This window comes from Bradyrhizobium guangdongense (assembly GCF_006483445.1).
In the GTDB taxonomy this organism is placed as follows: Bacteria; Pseudomonadota; Alphaproteobacteria; order Rhizobiales; family Xanthobacteraceae; genus Bradyrhizobium; species Bradyrhizobium guangdongense_A.
Genome location: NZ_PPPT01000109.1, coordinates 1 through 18,141 on the forward strand (window position 1 = coordinate 1; position 18,141 = coordinate 18,141).

Here is an 18,141-nt window from a genome sequence, read left to right on the forward strand (position 1 = left end):
GAGCCGGCGCGCGAGCTCGTCGAGGCCTGCCATCACGCCGATCGACTGGTCCTGCGGCGTGGACGGCGATTTTGCAAAGGTCGTGTGGCCTGCCGCATCGATGGCGACGAGATCGGTAAAGGTGCCGCCGACGTCGACGCCGATAATCAACTTGCTCAACGCGGTAGTCCCTTCTCGTCGTCTGTCACGAGGCCCTGCAGCCGATCGCGTTCGCGCGCAGCCTTGGTGCGCTTCTCCGGCGGCCCGAACCCACCACCACCGGCGGAACGCACCTCCAGGCAATCGCCGGGCATGATCACGATGCCGGTTTCCTTGGTGCGCAATTCGCGCGGCGCCTTGCCGTGCGACAGCAGGCGATAATGGTGCGGCTTCGAATCCTTGCCGCCGAGCATGCCCGCCGAGCCATGCGTCGTGCCCTCGCCCGCGGTGTTGCCGAGCGACGGTTTCTCGGTCTCGAATACGAGGTCGAGCGCGACGCCGAGACCACCGCGATACTGGCCATCGCCGCCGGAGTTCGCCAAAAATTCGTGGCGACGGAAGTGCAGCGGAAAGCGCGCTTCGGCGACCTCGATGCTGCCGAACTTCAGGCCGCCGACCGAGTGCCATTCGCCGATCGACGACCAGCCGTCTCCGCCGGGCGAGGCACCGCCGCCGGGACGGGCGTGAAAGAGGTGCCAGATGAAGCCGCGGCCGGTCGCGGGGTTCTCGCCCTTGACCGCGATCCGGAAGCGGCGGCCCCAGCCGGCCATCACGCGATCCGGGCAGGAGCCGGCGAGCGCCTTGATCACGGCTTCGACGATCTCGTTGGAGGGGTGGCTGGTGCAGAGCGTCACCGGCAGGCCCGGATCGGCCCAGACGATGGTGCCCTGCTTCGCGATCACTTTGAGCGGCCGCAGCGCACCGGAGTTTTTGGGCGTATCGGGATCGATCAGATAGGCAAAGGCCATCACCACGGCGGCGTGCATGTTGGCGTGGGACGAGTTGACGAAGCTTTGGGCTTGCGGATCGCTCTCGGAGAGATCGACCTCGATGTCGCTGCCGCGCTTGGTCACCTTGGCACTGATGCGGATATTCTTGCGGTCGCGGCCGTCATCGTCGAGGAAGGCCTCGCCGTAAAATGTGCCGTCCTTCCAGGTCGCGACCACTGCGCGGGCCTGCTGCTCGGCGGCGTCGAGCACCGCCTCGACCGCGGCCTCGACGATTTCGGCGCCCATCTCGGCAAACAGCTTTGCCATGCGACGCTCGCCGAGATGCGCGGCACCGATCATGGCGGCAAGGTCGCCGCGGAAATCATGGGCGTTGCGCACATTGAGCGCCAGCATGTCCAGGATGTCATCGCGCACCCGGCCGGCTTCATAAAGCTTGATCGGTGGAATGCGGATGCCTTCCTGCCAGATCTCGGTCGCGTCAGGATTGTAGGCGCCATGGGTGGCGCCACCGATGTCGCTCTGGTGTGCGCGCACGATGCTCCAGAACAGGCGCCGCGCGCCTGCAAAGATCGGCACGAACACGGTGACATCAGGTAGATGGCTGCCGCCATGATAGGGATCGTTCATCAAGATGACGTCGCCGGGCACGACGTCCTTGAAGCGCTCCTCGACGGCGCGCGTCGCCCAGGGCAGCGCGCCGACATGGACGGGAATATGGTCGGCCTGCGCGATCAGCCGCGCATTGACGTCGCACAGCGCCAGCGAGAAATCGCGGCTGGAGTTGAGGATCTGCGAATAGGAGGTGCGCAGCATCGCCTCTCCCATTTCCGTGACGATCGAGCTCAACCGGTGCTGGACCACGGAGCGGGTGATGGGATCGACGGCGGGAGAAGTCATGGAGCCTCGGAATCGCGTTTGGCGCACAGTATGCGAGCGATCGTTCAATGCGAATGGCGCACGGGACATGCGGGGATTGCTTTTCGCAAGACGATCATCGCCACCAAAGCCCAAATCATTGACATGGACCATTTAATGGTCCATTATAATTCTGTGGAAGGACAATGACATGCGGGTTTCCGTCACTGACGCCAAAGGACAACTCACCGAGCTCGTCCGCCGTGCGGAAGCTGGCGACGAAGTGATCCTGACGCGGCATGGACACGCGGCGGTGCGGCTCGTCCCGGTTAAGCTTCCGCCGGATCGCGCGACGCGGCGATCCGTCATGGAAGCCGTACGCAAGGCTGGCGCGGCCAAGGCAACACCCGGACCGAGCGCGGCGCGAAGTCAGGACTTTCTCTTTGACGATGATGGCCTTCCGAAATGATCGCGGTCGACACGTCGGCCCTGATGGCGATCGTGCTCGATGAACCACAGGCCGATGCCTGCATGGAGGCGCTGGAAGCTGCCGATGAGATCCTGATTTCCGCCGGCACAGTCGCTGAGAGCCTGATCGTAGCCGCGCGCCGCAACGTCGGCGACGAAATGGCCAACCTCATCGACGGCATTGGGCCCAACGTGATTGCGCTGACGCAAACCTCTGCTGAACGTGTCGCGCAGGCATATGCGCGCTGGGGTAAGGGCATCCACCCGGCCGGCCTCAACTTTGCAGATTGCTTCGCTTACGACGTCGCCAAGGAGCACGCCTGCGCGCTGCTTTACGTCGGCAATGATTTTGCAAGGACAGACATCCAAAAAGTGATCTAGCGCGAAGTGCTGCCGAGTTGCCTGGCATACTCACGCCGCCGCCGGCGCGACCGTCGGACGCCGGCGCCCCAGCAGCACCAGGATTGCCAGCGACGCGCATGAGCACAGCACGGTGAGCGCCAAAACGCCGCGGCTGCCGGTGTGGGTGAGCAGGCCCGCAAGGATCGGCGGAGAAAACGCCGACGCGAAATTGAGCGGCATCGCGATCATCGACATGGCCCGGGCGAAGGCGGCCTGGTCGTAGAACACGAGCGGGATCGTCGCCCGCGCCACCGCGAGCGCGCCGCTTCCCAACCCATAGAGCAGGATGAAGGCCGCAACCGCCCAGCGCGAACCGTCACTCGCCATCAGGAGCAGCATGGCGAGCGGAAGCGCCGTGCCTGCGACCAGCCCCGTGGTGATGCCGTCCCACCGGCCCCGGCCGAGAAAGTCGATGCCGCGGGCGCTGATCTGGATCACGCCAAGCATGGAGCCGAAGGCGACGGCCTCTGCCGCCGACAGCCCTTCCGCCTTCAGGAGCTCGATGAGGATCGCACCAAGGCCGAACTGCACGAAGGCATTGAGGACGAGCGCTGCGATCACCAGGCCAAACGTGCTCCGCGGAATCGCCTGCGCACCGGCGGCCTGCCCTTTCGGCACGCCCTCATGAGTCACTTTGCCGCGGCGCGGCGCGAAGAACGCGTGGAGGGGAAGGCAGACCGCGATCATGATGGCGGCATAAACAAGAGCCGTTCCGCGCCACCCGACGAGGTCATTGAGGAACGACGTGGTCGGCCAAAAGATGCTGCTGGACAGACCCGTCACCAGCATGAGCGCGCCGATGGCGCTCTTGGCCTGGCGGCCCGCGACTTCGTTGAGCATGATGTAGGCGCCGGTCGAGAGCGTGGCGCTGCCGGCAATGCCGAGGATCGACCAGGCGATATAATAGAGGATCGGCTCCCGGGCGAAGGACAGGAGAACGAAGCCGGGCGCGGCCACGATTGTACCTGCCATCATAACGCGCCGCGCGCCATGTCGCGTGAACGCTTTTGCAAGCCAGGGCGCGCACAGCCCCATCGCCACATAAAACACCGACGTACCCGCGAACACCGCCGACAGACTGATGTTCAGATCGGCGGCAAGCTCGCGGCTGACGATCGCGGGAAGACCGATCGTACCCCATCCGATCAGCTGGGTGACGGCGAGAACCGCAAGGACGCCGAGCAGTTTCCTATCGAATTTCAAGCGACCACTTCCGTCTCAGCCCTGATGCTATCAATCATTGGCGCACTCAATCGGATACACCATTCCCGATGTGCAGGGCATAGCGTGTACGCCGTGCAGCCATCCCGGGCGCGTGCACGATAGGCGTTGACAGCGATGCGCGACTTCGAACGTCCGATTGGCGAGTGCGCCGCGAAGCGGCGGCATCCCCCGATCCTTCCGGATTTGACAGCGCCGCAGGTGGCAGGCAACTCTTCGCTATTCGAGAATCACTGATGTCTCAGACTGAGTACGCATCCAAACAAGTCCCGGTTCTGACGCGACTGGTGACGGCGTTGCGCCAAATTCCCGCGGTGGAGTTTGCAGTCGCAAAGTTCAGGTCGCTGCTTCGCGGCCGAACGAAAACAGAACCTGTTGTCGCAAACGCGTTCGTGGCTGCGATTCCCGAGGCGATCGACGACACTCCCCCGCCCGCCCCGGCTTCAACCGATACCGTTGAGACGGCGCTCGCTGTGACCGACCCGGTCATGACCGATGCGGTGGCGACCGATCAAAGCGGGCCGGACAGGGCTGAGAGCCGTGCAATCGAGACCGAGGCGGAGATCGTCGAGGTCGAGGTCTTTGAGCCGGCCGCGATCGAGCAGGCGCCGGACATGACGGAGATCGTCGAGACCGTTGCCGGCCGGACCGAAGCGATCGAGACCGGCATCACGCTCGTCAGCTCCGGTGAATCTGAGGTCGTTGCTGTTGCGCATGAGGCCATCGAGACCAAATTCCTGCAGGCCACCCCGGTTGAGGCCGACACCTCTGCGCTTCCCACCGTCGAGCCCGAGACCGTTGCCACCCAGCCCGCTGAAGCCGACATCGTCGCGTTCGCCGTCGTCGCCGCCGAGGTCGTCGAGCCCGTCAACGACGTTGCGACACAAGTTGCGCAGCCGAGCGGCCTCTCCGAGCGCGAAGAATTGATCCGCCGCCGCTGGAAGGAAACCGGGGTACGGATGTGGAACGCGCGGACGCACGGCGCCGGACAGGCGGTGCTGTGCATTCAGGGCTCCGTCAAGCTGCTGCCGCCAAAGCCGGGCGAGACCATGCCGCAATATGACAGGTTGGAATTCCAACTGGTCGACGGCCGCATCGTCTGCGAAGGCTTTGAGCTCGATGCGCCGGAAGCACCGCGCCAGCGTGTCTTCGCCAGCGCCGCGGGCTAAATCCGCAACTCGCTCAACGATCAGCCGCGAATTCCCGATCGGCCAAGCCAATCAGGAATCCGAGAGCTGCACGCTCTTTGCTTCGTAATATTCGGCCGAAAACTTGATCGACCAGCGCGCGAAGAACGAGCGCAATTTCCGGGTGGGCCTTTCGACGCCGAGCTGCTCGACGAGGTGCGCGTTGCGCAGCCACGTCACGGCGGGTCCGACGCCGACGACGCGCTCCAGCGCCTCGATGGCGGCGCGACCGATGGTCTCGGCCTGCGAATAGCGCAAGGCGAGTTTCCTGATCGCATAGGTGCGCTTGAGCGCATCATAGCTGCGAAACACGACCTGAACGAGGGGATGCTTCTTGGCCTGCGGCCACGCCGCCGGGTATGCCGGGAGCACCAGGAGCTTGCTCTTCGCAATGATCGTTGCCACCGCATGAAAGAGTTGGGTCCAGGCCGGCCAGGAGGCGACTTTCGACAACAATATTGCGTGCAATGCAGTCGCGGCGACAAACGAGATAGGAAGCCAAAGAACAGCCCCCAGGATCACCAGCAACGCGGCCCCCGGCGTCAGATGTCGGCATGTCCGGAACACCCAGGCCATGCCGTCCTCAAAGGCGACATGCACGGCCCGTTCAAATGCCCCGTAGCTGATCCTGCGCCGCAGCCGCGACCAGTTTCGACGAATCAGGAGGCTCCAGCGCACGCGACGCGTCTCGGAAACGGGAATAAGTCGCAGAACGCCAAGGATCGCGCTGACGATGGCGTTGCAGAGAACCCTGACCAGAAAGAGCGGAAGCCAGACAATCTGGATCAAAAAGGGGAATGCATAGTCCAGGAGCCGCATCAGCATCGAGAGGATGAAGCGCAGGGTTTTGACGGCGACGAGCGCGACGATAACGAAGGGAATGATGATCAAATCATCGGGGGCAGCACGGAAGTGTCTCTCTTTGACCTCTGCCGGATCGTGATCGTCTGCCATGACGAATGATGACACACGCCTCAGGACTTCGCCGCTTGATTTTGATCAAGCGCGCCGCCATTGGCCGGCAGAAGGCCGGGCCGCGTTGTCCACCTTGGTGCAAATAAACGAAGCACGTAAGAAAGGCTGTCGTAGCGACTGGACCTTCACGGGTCACTTCTTGCTCTTCTTCGCCTTGACCTTCTTCGCCGGCTTCTTCTCCGCCCTTGACGTTGCGTTCTTCGCTGGCGCGACGGCCGCAAGTTCGCCCTGCATGTCGGCGATTGCGGCATCGTAGCGCTGCAGGTCCCGCTCCTTCTGCCGTTCGAGCTCGGCGATCCCCGCCTTGAGCTGATCGATGCGCGACTGCGTGAGTTCGACGAGCGCGCCGGCCGAGGTCAGGGATTTGTGCGCCGTCTGCAGCCAGCGCTGATGTTCCTTCAGCATCTCGTCGAGGTCCATCATATCCTCCTATCGGCCGTCAGGCGGTGAGGTTGAAGTTGGCTTGCGGTGCCGGGAAGTCGGCATGCAGGGTGACACCGCCCGAGATGACGTTGCCGACAAACGGACCAGGCATCCCGTTGAAATTGAACGACTGGAAGATCGGCGTGTTGGGTGTCGCCCGCGTTGCCTTGACCTGGTTGCCCATCACGGTCGCAACGCGGCCGAACAGGTTGACCGTCGCAGCGGTCCGCGGGAATTCCGGCCCCGGCGGCGGATTGTGCAGGCAGTAATTGTTGCTGAAGAGCACCCGCTCGAAACGCAGGCGTATGTCGCCGGTGCCCTGCTCCAGAATTTCGACCAAGGCGCTTCTCCCGGGACCGACGAATTTGTTGCCGAGAATCTGGATGGGATAACCGGCCGGTCCGAATTGATCGCGCCTTTCCTCCAGGCATGACATCAAGAGCGCCCGGTCCTCATTGGTTGGCGGCCGGCTCGCGGGATCGGTGTAGCCGACATAGTTGTTCGAGATGCAGGCCTCCAGCACGAGCGAGCCTGTGATCCCCAGCGCCAGAGGGGCGACGGTCTGACGATCCGGCGACAGACCCGTGTCGATGATCTCGTTGCCGTCGATATGCAGATCGCCCTGAACCTGGGTGATCTGGACGCCGGCACCGGACGTGCTCCGGAATCCGCAGGACGTGATGCGGTTCTGGACGATCTCGCATCGGCCGGTGATGCCGCCGCATTGGATGCCGGCAGATCGCATGGCATCGATGCGGTTCCCGGAAATCACCGGCGCGACTTCCCGCCGCAACGCCACGCCGGTGTCGCTGTCCGACAGCGAGTTGCCGGTCAGCCGGTTCGGCCCGCCGGCCGTGCAAAGGGTTGCGACCCCGCCTGCCGTCACACGGTTGTTCTTCACCTGGCCGTCGCGGACCGAGCCCAGCGCAATGCCGGTGCTCTTGCCGTCGTTGGCGGTTTCGACGACGTTGCTCTCGATGCTGAGCGTCGTGACGGTGTTGGCGAAAATCCCGGCCTGGCCGCCATCGACAAAATTGCCGGCGACGCGGATATCGTTGGTCAACGCGCCCCTGTCGCCGATCATGATGCCGAAGAAGCTGCTACTTTCCGGCTTGGTGTCGGCGGCGACCTGATTGTCGACCACGTCGATATTGTCGCCGGTGACGCGAATGCCGCCATGCACGGTGCTCGCCACCGGAATCCGCACCAGATTCTGCGCCACGATGCTGGCATGCGCCGCCAGATCGATCCCGAACACCGACGGACCGCCGGCGGGCTGCGCAGGAGCGGCCTGACAGACGATGACGTTCTGCGCCACGATGATGTTGCTGGCGCTCGGCTGCGGATTGTCGGTGATCTGGCCGTTGACCGCGATGCCCGTGATGGCGCCCTGGACCGAATTGCCGGCGATGCGACAGGGGCCGCCGATCGCCGAGAGCACGATGCCAGATGTCAGCACCCGCGGCGTTCCCTCGATCCCGATGTCGATGATGTTGTCATCGATGAACAGGGTGCCGGTCTGCACGCCGGACCCGAAGATCGCCGTCGTCACGCCGTCGATCCGGCAGCGGGCGATGCGGAACTCGGCGACGTTGGCCATTTGAATGCCGATCGCGAGCTGGCCCTGTTTCGAGCGCATCTCGCAATCGAGGATCGCGCTGGCGCGCACATTGGTCACCGCAACGACAGGCGCGCCGTTGCCTTCCGGCTGCTGTTCGAACGCGATCATGGAGACCTCGACTCCCGAAATCACGGTCGCCGGTCCGCCGATAGTCAGGACCGTGCCCGATACGCCGCTGCGCACGATCGTGCCGTGGCTTTCGCCAACGAGCTTGATGTTGCTGCGCGCGATCAATAGTCCGCTGCGAAGCGGGTGAATTCCGGTCTTCAGGCACACGCAGCCGCCCGCTGCCGGTAATGAATTGATCCCGGCCTGGATATCCTCGCCCGGCGAGATCACGACGGTGCAGCAGCACGCCTCTTCCGCCGTCTTCTTCGGACGGCAATCTTCCAGGCCGGACGGCGGGGTGTAAACCGCGAGCTTTGCGTAATGGTGGTGGATGCCGCGGGGCGGCGCGTTGTTAAGGATCTCGATCGAGGCATCCGCGGCGCGCGCCGCAAACACCCAGTAGTCGCCGACGTGAAAATTGCCGCCGGCCGGATCGACCGAGAAGGAGACGATGATGCCGTCCTCCAGCCGGAGCTGGAGCCCGCCAGTCGGGATCGGAATTGCGCCGGTGCTGGTGGCGGCGTCGAGATCGGTCTGCGTGCTGCTGTTCTGCGAGAGGATCTTGCCCTTCTGGTCCCAGCGCCGGATGCGCGCGTTGCGCGTGGGGTCGAGATTGCCCTGCCCGTCCACCGGGCCAAGGAATCCGGCCGTCAGTTGCTTGTCGAGCGTGATCGTGCGCGTCGCATCGTCGACACCGCCGCCGACCTTGATCTTGTGGAGCTCGCCGGCGAGGCCATTGAGCTCGCGAAAGTCGTCGGTGATCTCGATCCAGTCGCCGTCGGAAAACCGCAGCACGCTGTCCTTGCCGACGCTGTCCACGACGATGTTGAACTGGTCGATCAGCCGCGTGACCCGCGCCTCGACGGAGCCGTTGTCGCGCGACCATTTGAACGTCGCGGTGCCGAGCGGACCCGCGGTATGCACCTCGACGCGGTAGAGCTGGTTCTCGAGGCCCTTGTAACCGCCCGCCGGCGGCACCAGGCACGGATCGAGATTGGGCACCGGCGCGGTGGCGGTGGTCAGCCGGCCGGCCGACGGCGCCGTCGCCGTGCCCCAGGCGGTGATCTGGTCCACCGGCGTGGCGCAGGTGGTGCCGGCTGGCGTCCCGAGAAACTTGACCTGCCAGACAGTTTGCCCGCGCGTGGTGGTGTCGACCCCGAGCGCGATCTCGACCAGCTTCGAGTCCTCGAACTGGTTGATCTCGCGATTCCAGACATCGAGATAGATCAGATAGGGCCCGCCGGTGACGGGTGGCAGCGTGGCACCCGGCAGATAAGGCTGCTTGTCGAAGGGAATGGCGTCGACACCGAATAGCTCAGCGAGCTCGGTATCCCACTTCTGCACGCCGGTGCCATGATTGTCGGCGAGCAGGCCGTCGACATACATCCGGCCGCGAGAGATCGCCAGGCCCGGCAGGATCTTGAACGCATCCGGTGTCTCCGACGAGACCAGGACGGGGCCGCTCGCATCGAGCGTGCCGGCCTGCGCGCGACGGTTGATCACCGCGCTCTGCTCGTTCCAGTCCCGGTCGGTGAGCGGGCGCCCCTGTTGCAGCCACACGGCGCTGTAGTTCTTCAGCGGGTCGAAGGCTTGCCGGCTGTAATCGCCACTCATGGAACACTCCCTCGCTCGACAATCATTGCTTCAGCTTTTTGGCGTCAGCTTTCGTAGAAAATTCCCGATTGCAGGCCGACGCGGACATATTCCTCGAGCCTGATCCGCAGATTGGTCTCGCGCTGCGGCTGGTAAAGCGAATGGAACGCGCCGGGCTCGGCATCGTCGTCGGCGCCGGTCAGGAGCCGCTCGCCGGACGAGCGTGCAAGCTGGCAATAGGCGGCAAAGCCGTAACGCAGCGACGTGAAGCGCGGCGTCGCGAGCTCGGGCCTGGTTGCGGATTCCGGCAGGCACTGGTAGCGGCGCGGCACCCGGGCCGAGAGCGGCACATAGGAGAAGCGGACACAGCCCTCCTGGCGGCGCTCGGCAATGACGGGCGCCGTCCATTTGTCGCCGGTGACGGTGTTGGCGATCAAAATGCTGTTCGACACCAGCGGCAGGCTCAGCGCGCGTATCTTGCCGATCACGGTGCAGGCATCCAGGGACAGCGGCGCGCCCGGCCCCGGCGGCGTACCAGCGTCGGGCGCCGCATAGGCGATACCCGTGGTGGCGGTGGCATCGATGATGCTGTCGCGCGCGCTGACCTGCGCGACGGGATCGATGCGCAGGCTGCCGGTGATGGCGTGGTCGATGGTGACTTCAAGATCCAGCGCGCCAACGGTGAGGCTCGCTTGCGTCGGCGAGACCGGCGTGCAGTCGGCTGCAAGCGACAGGCCCGGCACCAGCGTACAATGGCTGATCGCGAGCTTGCGCAACGCGTTGCCACCAGCAGCCTGAACCTGAAGACCGGCGCCCGATATCAAAAGGCCGTTCAGCCTGATCTCCGAGCGCGCGCCGCCGGCGAGCGTCATCGCCCCACCCAGGATCAGCGTCGGGCGATGGTTGTTGGCCGCGCGCAGCTCGATGCGCTTGTCGGCGCTGGCGTTGATGCTGAGCGTTTCCGCATAGCGGCCGCTGTCGGTGATCTCGACCACGCCGGCGCCGCTCAGCGCATTCAGCGCGGCCTGGATGCTCGCGAAATCGCCGGGCACGCGCAGCAATTGCGGTGGCGTCTGCGCAGTCTCGAACGACGCCGCGCGCTCGTACTCGCCGCCGCCCATATCCGCGCTGAAGCCGTAATGGAAATCGGCCCTCACCTGCACGCCGGCGGGAAGACCCGGAGGCACGGCAATTCGTCCGAGCACGGGATCGATGACATAGATGCCGGCCGGCGGCAAATGCGCCCAGTTCGCGCCGCTGTCGGACAGGTTGCAGATGCGGATCTTTCCGATGTCGATCGGCTGCATGGTGCCGGAGGAGTCGTCGTACAGCCGGACGCTCCGCGCGATGTTGTCGGCGCCGGTGTAGTAATCCGCGGGGCGCGTGGCGAGCACGCGTCGGCTGATCGGCACCGGCACGTTCAACGGCGTCGCGAGGTCGGTGATGTCGTCCTCGGTGGCGGGATGGGTGTAGATCGGCTGATCGATCCCGAGCGGATGGAAGCGCCAGCGTCTGGCATCGAGCCGCGCGGCGGGAGATCCGCTCAGGGGATAGGCATTGAGCCGCCACAGGAACACGCCGATGTTCTTGATGTTGTAGCGCCCCCGCCTACCAGCGATCCGGCGCACGTCGATGGTCCGCATGATCGGATCGAAGGCGGTGCCGACCCGCTCCAGCGGCTCCCAGCGCCGCACGTCCGGCGTCGCCGCGCATTGCGGCCGGATGTGGTTCATGTACTGGGTCACGATCAGGCGCTGGAAGAATTCCACCGCGCTTGCGTCCCATCCGGTGACGTCGCGCGCGACCTGCTCGATGACGGGCACGGTGCCCTTGTGCCGCCGATTGGCGGTGGTATGCGCGACATCGGCGCGCGGGCTCGCGATTCCGGCAATGCCGTGCAGCGCGCGGCTGCCGACCAGCTCACCAATATAGGGAACCACCCAGTCCGCACAGGTCTCGATGAACTGGTCGTCATAGAGCTGGTCGAGATCCTCCTGCAGCACCGCGACCTGCTCGGCGAACACGGCCAGCAGGCTCGCAAGCGGACCGCCGAGCGCATGGTTTTGCAGGAGATCGAGCTGTTCGGCCTCAGACACCGTCAGCGGCGTCCCACCGGCGACCTTGGCCAGGAGGTCGGCGAGCGTGACGCGGTCGGCCGGGTCGAGCAGGCCCGGCGTGACCTGCGCCTGCGCGCGGTCCCGGATGCGCAGGATCGCAGGCAACAGGTTGAACATCTCCTGCGCATTGAACTTCATGACATCACCCCGAGATCGAGCGGTGCGTGGTCAAGCGTCAGCAGCTCGGCCGCGGTCACCGCGCCGGCCTTGAGATCGGGCAGGCCCGCGAGCAGCCGTGCCTGCGGTTCTGATGGTGCAGGTCCCGTGTCAGTGCGGTAGAGCTGGTCGATGTCGGCGGCCGTAACGCCGGCGACGTTCTGGATCGTCGCGTAGACCTCGTCGATCGTCACGGGCTGGCCGAAGGCACGGTTGTCGAAGGCGAAGGCCGCGCGCAACGCATCCGTCACCGCGCTAAAGACCTTCTCGGGATCGGCGTCCGCGTCGACCTTGATCTTTGCTTTCAGCTTGAAGGTCGCAGCGCCAAAGTTCTGCACCGACAACGGCATCAGGCGGTCGCCATAGCGGCGGAGCGCGCCGACCAGATTGGTCATGGTGGCGCTATCCTGCGGGATCGCAGCGCCATTCGGACCCGCCACCGTCAGATAGATGCCGCGGGCGCGGACGTCCTCGATCCAGATGCCATAGGCTTTTGCGATTCCGGAGAAGGTGCGCGCGAAATCGACATAGTCCTGGATCGACACGGCACGTTCCAGGGTGAGCACATGCAGCGGCGCATTGGTGCGCGCATCGGCCAGCGCCTCGGGATCCTGCCCGCCGCTCGGCGCGCTGGGATTGACGACGCTTTTGGCCCCGAGCGGACGCGTCAGCAGCATGGAGATCTGGCCCGCGCGCAGATTGCCTGATGTGCCGATGCCCTTGCGGTAGGCCAGCCGCACATTGTTCAGGCCGCTGGGCAGCCGAGCACCCTGCCGTCCGTCGCCGAACTGGATGGTCGACTTGCCGTCGTCGTCCTGGCGGACGGCGTAGACACGCTCCAGCCGGCCATGTCCGTAAAGCGACGGCACCTCGTGCCACAACAGATCGTTGACGCGGACCTGGAGGGTCGATGCGCGCCCGCTCGGATCGGTCGACGACACGTAGGTCAGAGGCGATTGCTTGAGCTGGAAGGCCTGGTTCAGCGCCGCCGCATCGCCGCTGCCCGCGATCTCTCCGACCGTCTCGCCATGGGTCGCCGGCGCGACGTTGGCGTTCACAGTCACGGTGGAGCGGTCGTAGCAATAGCTGAGCTGCGCCTTCAACGTCAGCGTCGTGCGATCGCGGTCGCTCTGGACCGACAGCGGGCCGTGGGCAATCGACGCGATCTCGCTGACGACGGCATCGTCCTTCAGCGCGCCCTGGAGCTTCAGCACATTGATGGGCGCCTTGATGTCTATGGGCGCGCCGTCGCGATCTTCCAGATGCCACAACACCAGCCGCTTCGACCCTCGCGCGGGGTCCAGCAGCTCGGGCGGCGCGGGCAGCACGCCGTTGTTGAGCACGACCAGCGGCGGCGAGCGCAGGATGAAGGATTCGCCAGGCATCGGCTTGCGGCCCGGAAAATCCGGAAATGAGATGCCTGATGTCGCGGCGCCAATAACGACGCGCTGGCGCTTGCCGCTGACGGCGATGAGCTGGTCCGGCACCAGCAGCGGCTGAAGCTCGTCGAGCACCAGCGTGCTGCCATAGACCGGATAGGTCAAGGGACGTTCGACCGGCGTCAGTTCGTCGGTTTGCGCCAGCACCTGGGTTTCCCGCCGGCTGAATGCGGCGAGGTTCTGGGTTCCATCGCGGGTCAGGCGAGAGGTCTTGCCGCTCAGGCCGAACGCGCTGCGCGACAGCTCGACGACATCATTGACCCGGTAGAGCTCGACGTGCCGCGTGCCACCGCTGTCATTGCCGGCCAACGCGAACCAGCTTCCCGTCACGACCTTGGGATAGGCGGTGTCGAGATCGACCTTCTTGCTCGTCGTGTCGATCGCAAAGTTCTTCCATTCATAGGTCGTGGCGCCGTCTGAAGTCGGCTCGAACAACTGGCTGTTGCTCGTGGTGCGGATCAGGTTCGCATCGGGCGCGTTGTGCCCGAACAGCGCCGCGCGCTGCCGGAAAGCATAGACCTTGATCCCCTGCGGGCCGGGATCGTTCGGGTCCCAGGCGCCGTTCAGCGACTCCGAGAGCACGACATGTGTCAGGTCGTGGGCGAGATCGATGTCGACCCGCGCGATCCAGCACACGTCCCACAGCGCGCTGGTGGAATTGCTCTCCCGATCTGTGCCGACGACGACAAGGCCGTCGCCTGCCGCCAGTTGCGTGGTCGTACCTGCGATGTAGAGCTCACTGAGGCCCTTCCGGAACGGAACCGGCTCCGACTGCTGGGCTGGAATCGCATTCCATTCGACGCGTGCAGCGGCCGGCGCGATCGTCTCAAAGGTCTGCGGATCCTGGTTCGGATCGGGAATGCTCTGCGCGCGCGTGCCGATGGGAATGGTGACGGGCTGCGCCGCCATGGCCGGCAGGCCGGGCGCGGATTCGAGTGTGAAGGCCAGCGCCGTGCTGGCGGCGACACCGGGCGCAAGCTGGTATCCGATCAGCCGGGCCAGCATCAGCACCGAGCGGCGCTCGGTTGCCGTGCCGAGATAGGCTTCGTTGGCGATGCGCTCCTGGTAGAAGGTCAGCACGTCGGCCAGCACGGCGAAGGAATCGCACAGCGCGATGGTGTAGTCGTCCGTCGCGCGCGTCGTCAGCGGCGCCAGCGCCGGATAGTCGGTGCTCGACAGCCGCGAGAGCAGCGTCTGCCGGAAATCGGCATGGGTGCCGACCCGGTACGCAATGGCCGGCAGTCCGGGACGATTGAATTTCGCCGAGGGCGTATCGACCTCGACGCCGGAGCAGCACCCGCAATCACTGATCGTATCCACGCTCATGGCCTATTTGCCTCCGCTCAATGCGAGACGGAGCACACCGTGCTCGGGGAAATTGAGGCTGTTCTCGAGCCGCGCGATCTCCAGACGACCGATCGGGAGCTGGGCGGCGGCGAGATAAGTCGGATCGTTGGTGCCCTGGCGCTGGAACGTCACGATCTGCGCGGAGGCAACGCCTGGCACCGCATGGGCCGTCGCGTAGATCTCGCTGAGATAGACGCTGTCGCCAAAGCTGAAATTATCGGGATGGAACAGGCCACGGCGGCCGTCTGGCAGAACGCGGTTGCTCAGCGCATCGAGCAGGCGGGCCTTGACGTCGGCGCGGAAATAATCCGGCTGCACGCAGACATTCAGCTTCAGCTCGAGCGAGACATAGTGTGGATCGTTGAACTCGAGATCTTCGCCCGCCATGCGATAGCGATCCACGAACGGCAGCAGGTCGATCGACAGCTTGTGAGGATCGACGCCGGCGATCGGATCGACGCTGATGAACTGTGTGTACCAGCTCCCGGTCCAACGCGTCGTGACCGCCGCACGCTGCACGCCGCGGAAGCGCTCGGTCACTTCCGCATAATCCTCCGGCGTGACCGCCCTCTCCTGCCGACGGAACGCTTCCGGCGCATTCCGCCTGACGTCGTCAGCCGTCTCGGGATCGACGCCGCCGGCCGCCGGCAACGGATTGCGCACCGCGCTAATTGCCGCGACCTCGCCGGGGGCCGCGACGATATGGAAGATCGCCTCGCCGCCGACATTACCCGCGGTGCCATTGCCGATCCGGTACACTGCGCTGAACTCTGTGCCAGCCTCCGGGCGGACGCCGTGATCATCGTCGCCGAAGCGCAAGGCTGCGCCGCCGTCGTCATCGACCTCGACGACGAAATCGTTGGCGTCGGCCGCGCTGTTGAGCAGCGTGCGATGCGACTGCCACGTTGCCGGCGTGCCGTTGGTCAGGCTGGACAGCGTGATCTGCGGCAGCACGTCCGACATGTCCCAGTCCATGTTCGACGTTGCGGAAGCAGTCGGGTCGAACGGCCGGCGCCGGGCTGCGCTCTGTCCGGCACCGACGACGCTCACAGTTGCCGCCTGAGTCAGCGGCGCCTGCTGCAGGAACGGGCGGAAGCGCACGGGGATCTCGATCAGCGCCGACGGCGAGCAGCCGTCGCAGCCCTGATCGGGCGCGACGAACAAGGTCGGCGCCGGCACGCTGCCGAGCGGGTCCGGGGCGAGCGTGCGGCCGTGGTCGGCGAGCACCATATTGCCGCGCGCGACGCTGACATCGGTTAGGGTCTTCGAGCCGTGCGCCTCGTCGGTGACGGCGGAAATGCAGAGCGGGAACGGCAAGGCATCGTCCTGCCCCCAGGTGATCTCGGTGATGGCGGCATTGGTCAGGGGATCGGTGAGCGTCGCCGGCGGCGTCGGCGAGACCGAGGTCAGGCGCACGACGTGGCGATGGCCCGGATCGGCATCGCCGGGAAGGCCAGTATGCGGTCCGAGTACCTCCTCGAACAGCAGCACATCTCCCGCCTTCAGGTTCGGCAACGATCCCGCAAGCGTCGCGCTGGTCGCGCCGCGCGGCAGGCAGCACCGTTCGTCACCCCAGGTGTAGAACGAGATCTTGTTGTGAAGCTTGTAGAGCGACACAGTGGGCGCCCCTGGATCGCGCAGCGGCTCGAACACCGTCGGTGCCAGCAGCAGCGCCTGCTTCAGCTCGTTGGAGCCGCTTGCGATGCCACGTGCAAAACCCGGGCAACGCGTCAGGAACTGTGTCCCCGCGCGCGTGAGCGTGGAACTGTTCGCATCCACCTGGATCTGGATCCAGACCCGCGCGTTGCAGCCGTCATGCATGGGATAGTCGACCAGCAGCGCATGCCGCCGCAGCGAGATGCGGCGCCGCGCGGTGTCGAGATAGGCTTCGGTCGCAATCGCGTCCTGCTGGTAGCTGAGGTGGTCGCCGACATAGGACAAGAGCTCGACCAGCGCGATCCCGGTGTCGGCGACGCTCGACTGGCGCCATTGCGGCACGAGCTGCGACATCCGGTCGAGCAGGAGCCGGCGGAACGAGCCATAGTCCTTGGCGAGATAGTCGATATCGGGCTCATCAGGTTCGTCTTCCGGGCATTGGCAGACCGGCTTGCAGTCGAAGTCCGAGGGGCACTCGACCTTGAACGAGAAGTCGATGGCAGCGAACTGCGGATCGAAATTCGGCGGCAGCGACGAATCCAGTGCCGAGGCGACGAAGCGCAGCGTGTAGGTGGAGAAATCGCCGGGCTCATCCACCCGCACCACCAAGATCGTCTTCGGATTGGCCCTGGCCGCGACGATCGCCGATGTCGCGGCCTCGCCCGGCGCCGAGAGCTGCGCCGGCAGCGGCGATGCCACGGCCGCCCATTCGACCGTGATATTCTTGACGCGCTCGCCGCCCGTGAGCACGACGTTGCCACGCGAAAAGCCCGCCGGCAGCGGCTTGAGGCAATAGACCAGCAGCGTGCGCTGGCGCAGGGGATCGAGCAGCGGCAGCTCGTGATCGATGACCTCGAGATAGTCGATGCCGTTCAGCGTCGGATGCGCCGCGACCTTGTCGCGCCTGAGCTCGTCGCAGCAGTGGAAGATCATGGTCCACCTCCGGCCGGCTGCGTGAAGGTCTGCACCTGAACCTGGTCGTTGCTGCGGACGCTGTACTGGACGGTGATCGACATCACTGCGTCCTCGGCCTCGACCCGGACCGCCTGCACCACGATGAGCTCGCCGAGCCATTGCTGCAGCGATCCCTGGATCAGCATCTGGGTGGCGCTGGCGAGCTCGACCGAATTCGGCGCGAACACGAGCTGGGCGACGCCGCTGCCGAAATCCGGGCGCATCACCCGCTCTCCGGGAATCGTGAACAGCACCTGCTCGATGAGGTCGCGGATGTGTCGCGCGTCGGATGTCTCGGCGGTGCGGCCGAGCGGTGAGAACTGATAGGGATAAGCGAGGTTCATGGTCACCTCACGTCGCAATCGCACGGGGCTGCACGACGACCGGCAGCAGCGGCGTTCCCGTCGGTGCGCACACTGCAACCCCGGTCTGGATCGCCACCGGCTGGCCCATCGCGAGCACCCGCACCGCGCCGACGACCCATTGTCCGGTGACGCACGGACCGCCCGACACCGGCGGGAACGGACAACCGGCCACCACATAGGGCGCGACGATGGTGGCGACCGGCTGGCCGCTCACCAGCACGCGCGGCACCGGCACGGTCGGCATCGCCTGCCCTCCATGCGCGCACAGCACGGTCGCACCGAGATGGAGAATGGGTCCTGGCATTGGCCTGCCCTTCGCGCGCTC

General features: G+C 65.4%; 14 protein-coding genes. 3 read left to right on the top strand and 11 right to left on the bottom strand.

What is annotated here, in order from left to right; all coding sequences use genetic code 11:
• On the bottom strand, window positions 1-159 hold a 159-nt coding region (locus C2U70_RS15875; protein WP_140979366.1), incomplete at its 3' end, for a hydantoinase/oxoprolinase N-terminal domain-containing protein.
• Entirely contained in the window at window positions 156-1,826 is a 1,671-nt protein-coding gene (locus tag C2U70_RS15880) for a hydantoinase B/oxoprolinase family protein (protein ID WP_140979367.1), read from the bottom strand. The genes C2U70_RS15875 and C2U70_RS15880, both read right to left, overlap by 4 nt.
• Window positions 1,827-1,995: 169 nt before the next feature.
• Between C2U70_RS15880 and C2U70_RS15885 the strand changes: the two genes are divergently transcribed.
• Window positions 1,996-2,253, top strand: coding sequence for a type II toxin-antitoxin system Phd/YefM family antitoxin (locus C2U70_RS15885; RefSeq protein WP_140979368.1), 258 nt, complete (start codon window positions 1,996-1,998; stop codon window positions 2,251-2,253).
• Window positions 2,250-2,633 carry a type II toxin-antitoxin system VapC family toxin gene (locus C2U70_RS15890; protein ID WP_140979369.1) on the top strand — a complete coding sequence of 128 codons (384 nt, stop codon included), beginning with the start codon at window positions 2,250-2,252 and terminating at the stop codon, window positions 2,631-2,633. Before C2U70_RS15885 ends, C2U70_RS15890 begins: the two co-directional genes overlap by 4 nt.
• Window positions 2,634-2,663: 30 nt before the next feature.
• Here C2U70_RS15890 and C2U70_RS15895 read toward each other — a convergent pair whose 3' ends face one another.
• Window positions 2,664-3,857, bottom strand: a complete 1,194-nt coding sequence (locus tag C2U70_RS15895) for an MFS transporter (RefSeq protein WP_140979370.1) — start codon at window positions 3,855-3,857, stop codon at window positions 2,664-2,666.
• A gap of 164 nt (window positions 3,858-4,021) precedes the next feature.
• Between C2U70_RS15895 and C2U70_RS15900 the strand changes: the two genes are divergently transcribed.
• A complete protein-coding gene (locus C2U70_RS15900; protein WP_140979371.1) occupies window positions 4,022-5,044 on the top strand; it encodes a hypothetical protein in 1,023 nt (340 codons plus the stop codon).
• A 51-nt stretch (window positions 5,045-5,095) separates the two neighbouring features.
• Here the strand turns inward: C2U70_RS15900 and C2U70_RS15905 are convergent, their stop codons facing one another.
• The 8 genes from C2U70_RS15905 to C2U70_RS15940 all read right to left on the bottom strand — a co-directional run bounded on the left by C2U70_RS15905 (window position 5,096) and on the right by C2U70_RS15940 (window position 18,120).
• On the bottom strand, window positions 5,096-6,016 hold the full coding sequence (locus tag C2U70_RS15905) for a hypothetical protein (RefSeq protein WP_140979372.1): 921 nt from the start codon (window positions 6,014-6,016) through the stop codon (window positions 5,096-5,098).
• A 153-nt stretch (window positions 6,017-6,169) separates the two neighbouring features.
• On the bottom strand, window positions 6,170-6,457 hold the full coding sequence (locus C2U70_RS15910; RefSeq protein WP_140979373.1) for a hypothetical protein: 288 nt from the start codon (window positions 6,455-6,457) through the stop codon (window positions 6,170-6,172).
• A gap of 19 nt (window positions 6,458-6,476) precedes the next feature.
• Complete coding sequence (locus C2U70_RS15915) at window positions 6,477-9,803, bottom strand: DUF6519 domain-containing protein (RefSeq protein WP_140979374.1); 3,327 nt, start codon at window positions 9,801-9,803, stop codon at window positions 6,477-6,479.
• A 44-nt stretch (window positions 9,804-9,847) separates the two neighbouring features.
• Window positions 9,848-12,037 (bottom strand): hypothetical protein, encoded by a 2,190-nt coding sequence (locus C2U70_RS15920; protein ID WP_140979375.1) that lies wholly within the window; start codon window positions 12,035-12,037, stop codon window positions 9,848-9,850.
• Window positions 12,034-14,820 carry a putative baseplate assembly protein gene (locus C2U70_RS15925; RefSeq protein WP_140979376.1) on the bottom strand — a complete coding sequence of 929 codons (2,787 nt, stop codon included), beginning with the start codon at window positions 14,818-14,820 and terminating at the stop codon, window positions 12,034-12,036. The genes C2U70_RS15920 and C2U70_RS15925 overlap by 4 nt, the downstream gene beginning before the upstream one ends.
• Before the next feature lie 3 nt (window positions 14,821-14,823).
• Window positions 14,824-17,430 (bottom strand): putative baseplate assembly protein, encoded by a 2,607-nt coding sequence (locus C2U70_RS15930; protein ID WP_140979377.1) that lies wholly within the window; start codon window positions 17,428-17,430, stop codon window positions 14,824-14,826.
• The gene (locus tag C2U70_RS15935) at window positions 17,427-17,795 is read right to left on the bottom strand and encodes a GPW/gp25 family protein (RefSeq protein WP_140979378.1); all 369 of its coding nucleotides are present in this window, start codon (window positions 17,793-17,795) and stop codon (window positions 17,427-17,429) included. Before C2U70_RS15935 ends, C2U70_RS15930 begins: the two co-directional genes overlap by 4 nt.
• A 7-nt stretch (window positions 17,796-17,802) precedes the next feature.
• A complete protein-coding gene (locus C2U70_RS15940) occupies window positions 17,803-18,120 on the bottom strand; it encodes a hypothetical protein (protein ID WP_140979379.1) in 318 nt (105 codons plus the stop codon).
• Window positions 18,121-18,141 lie beyond the last annotated feature (21 nt).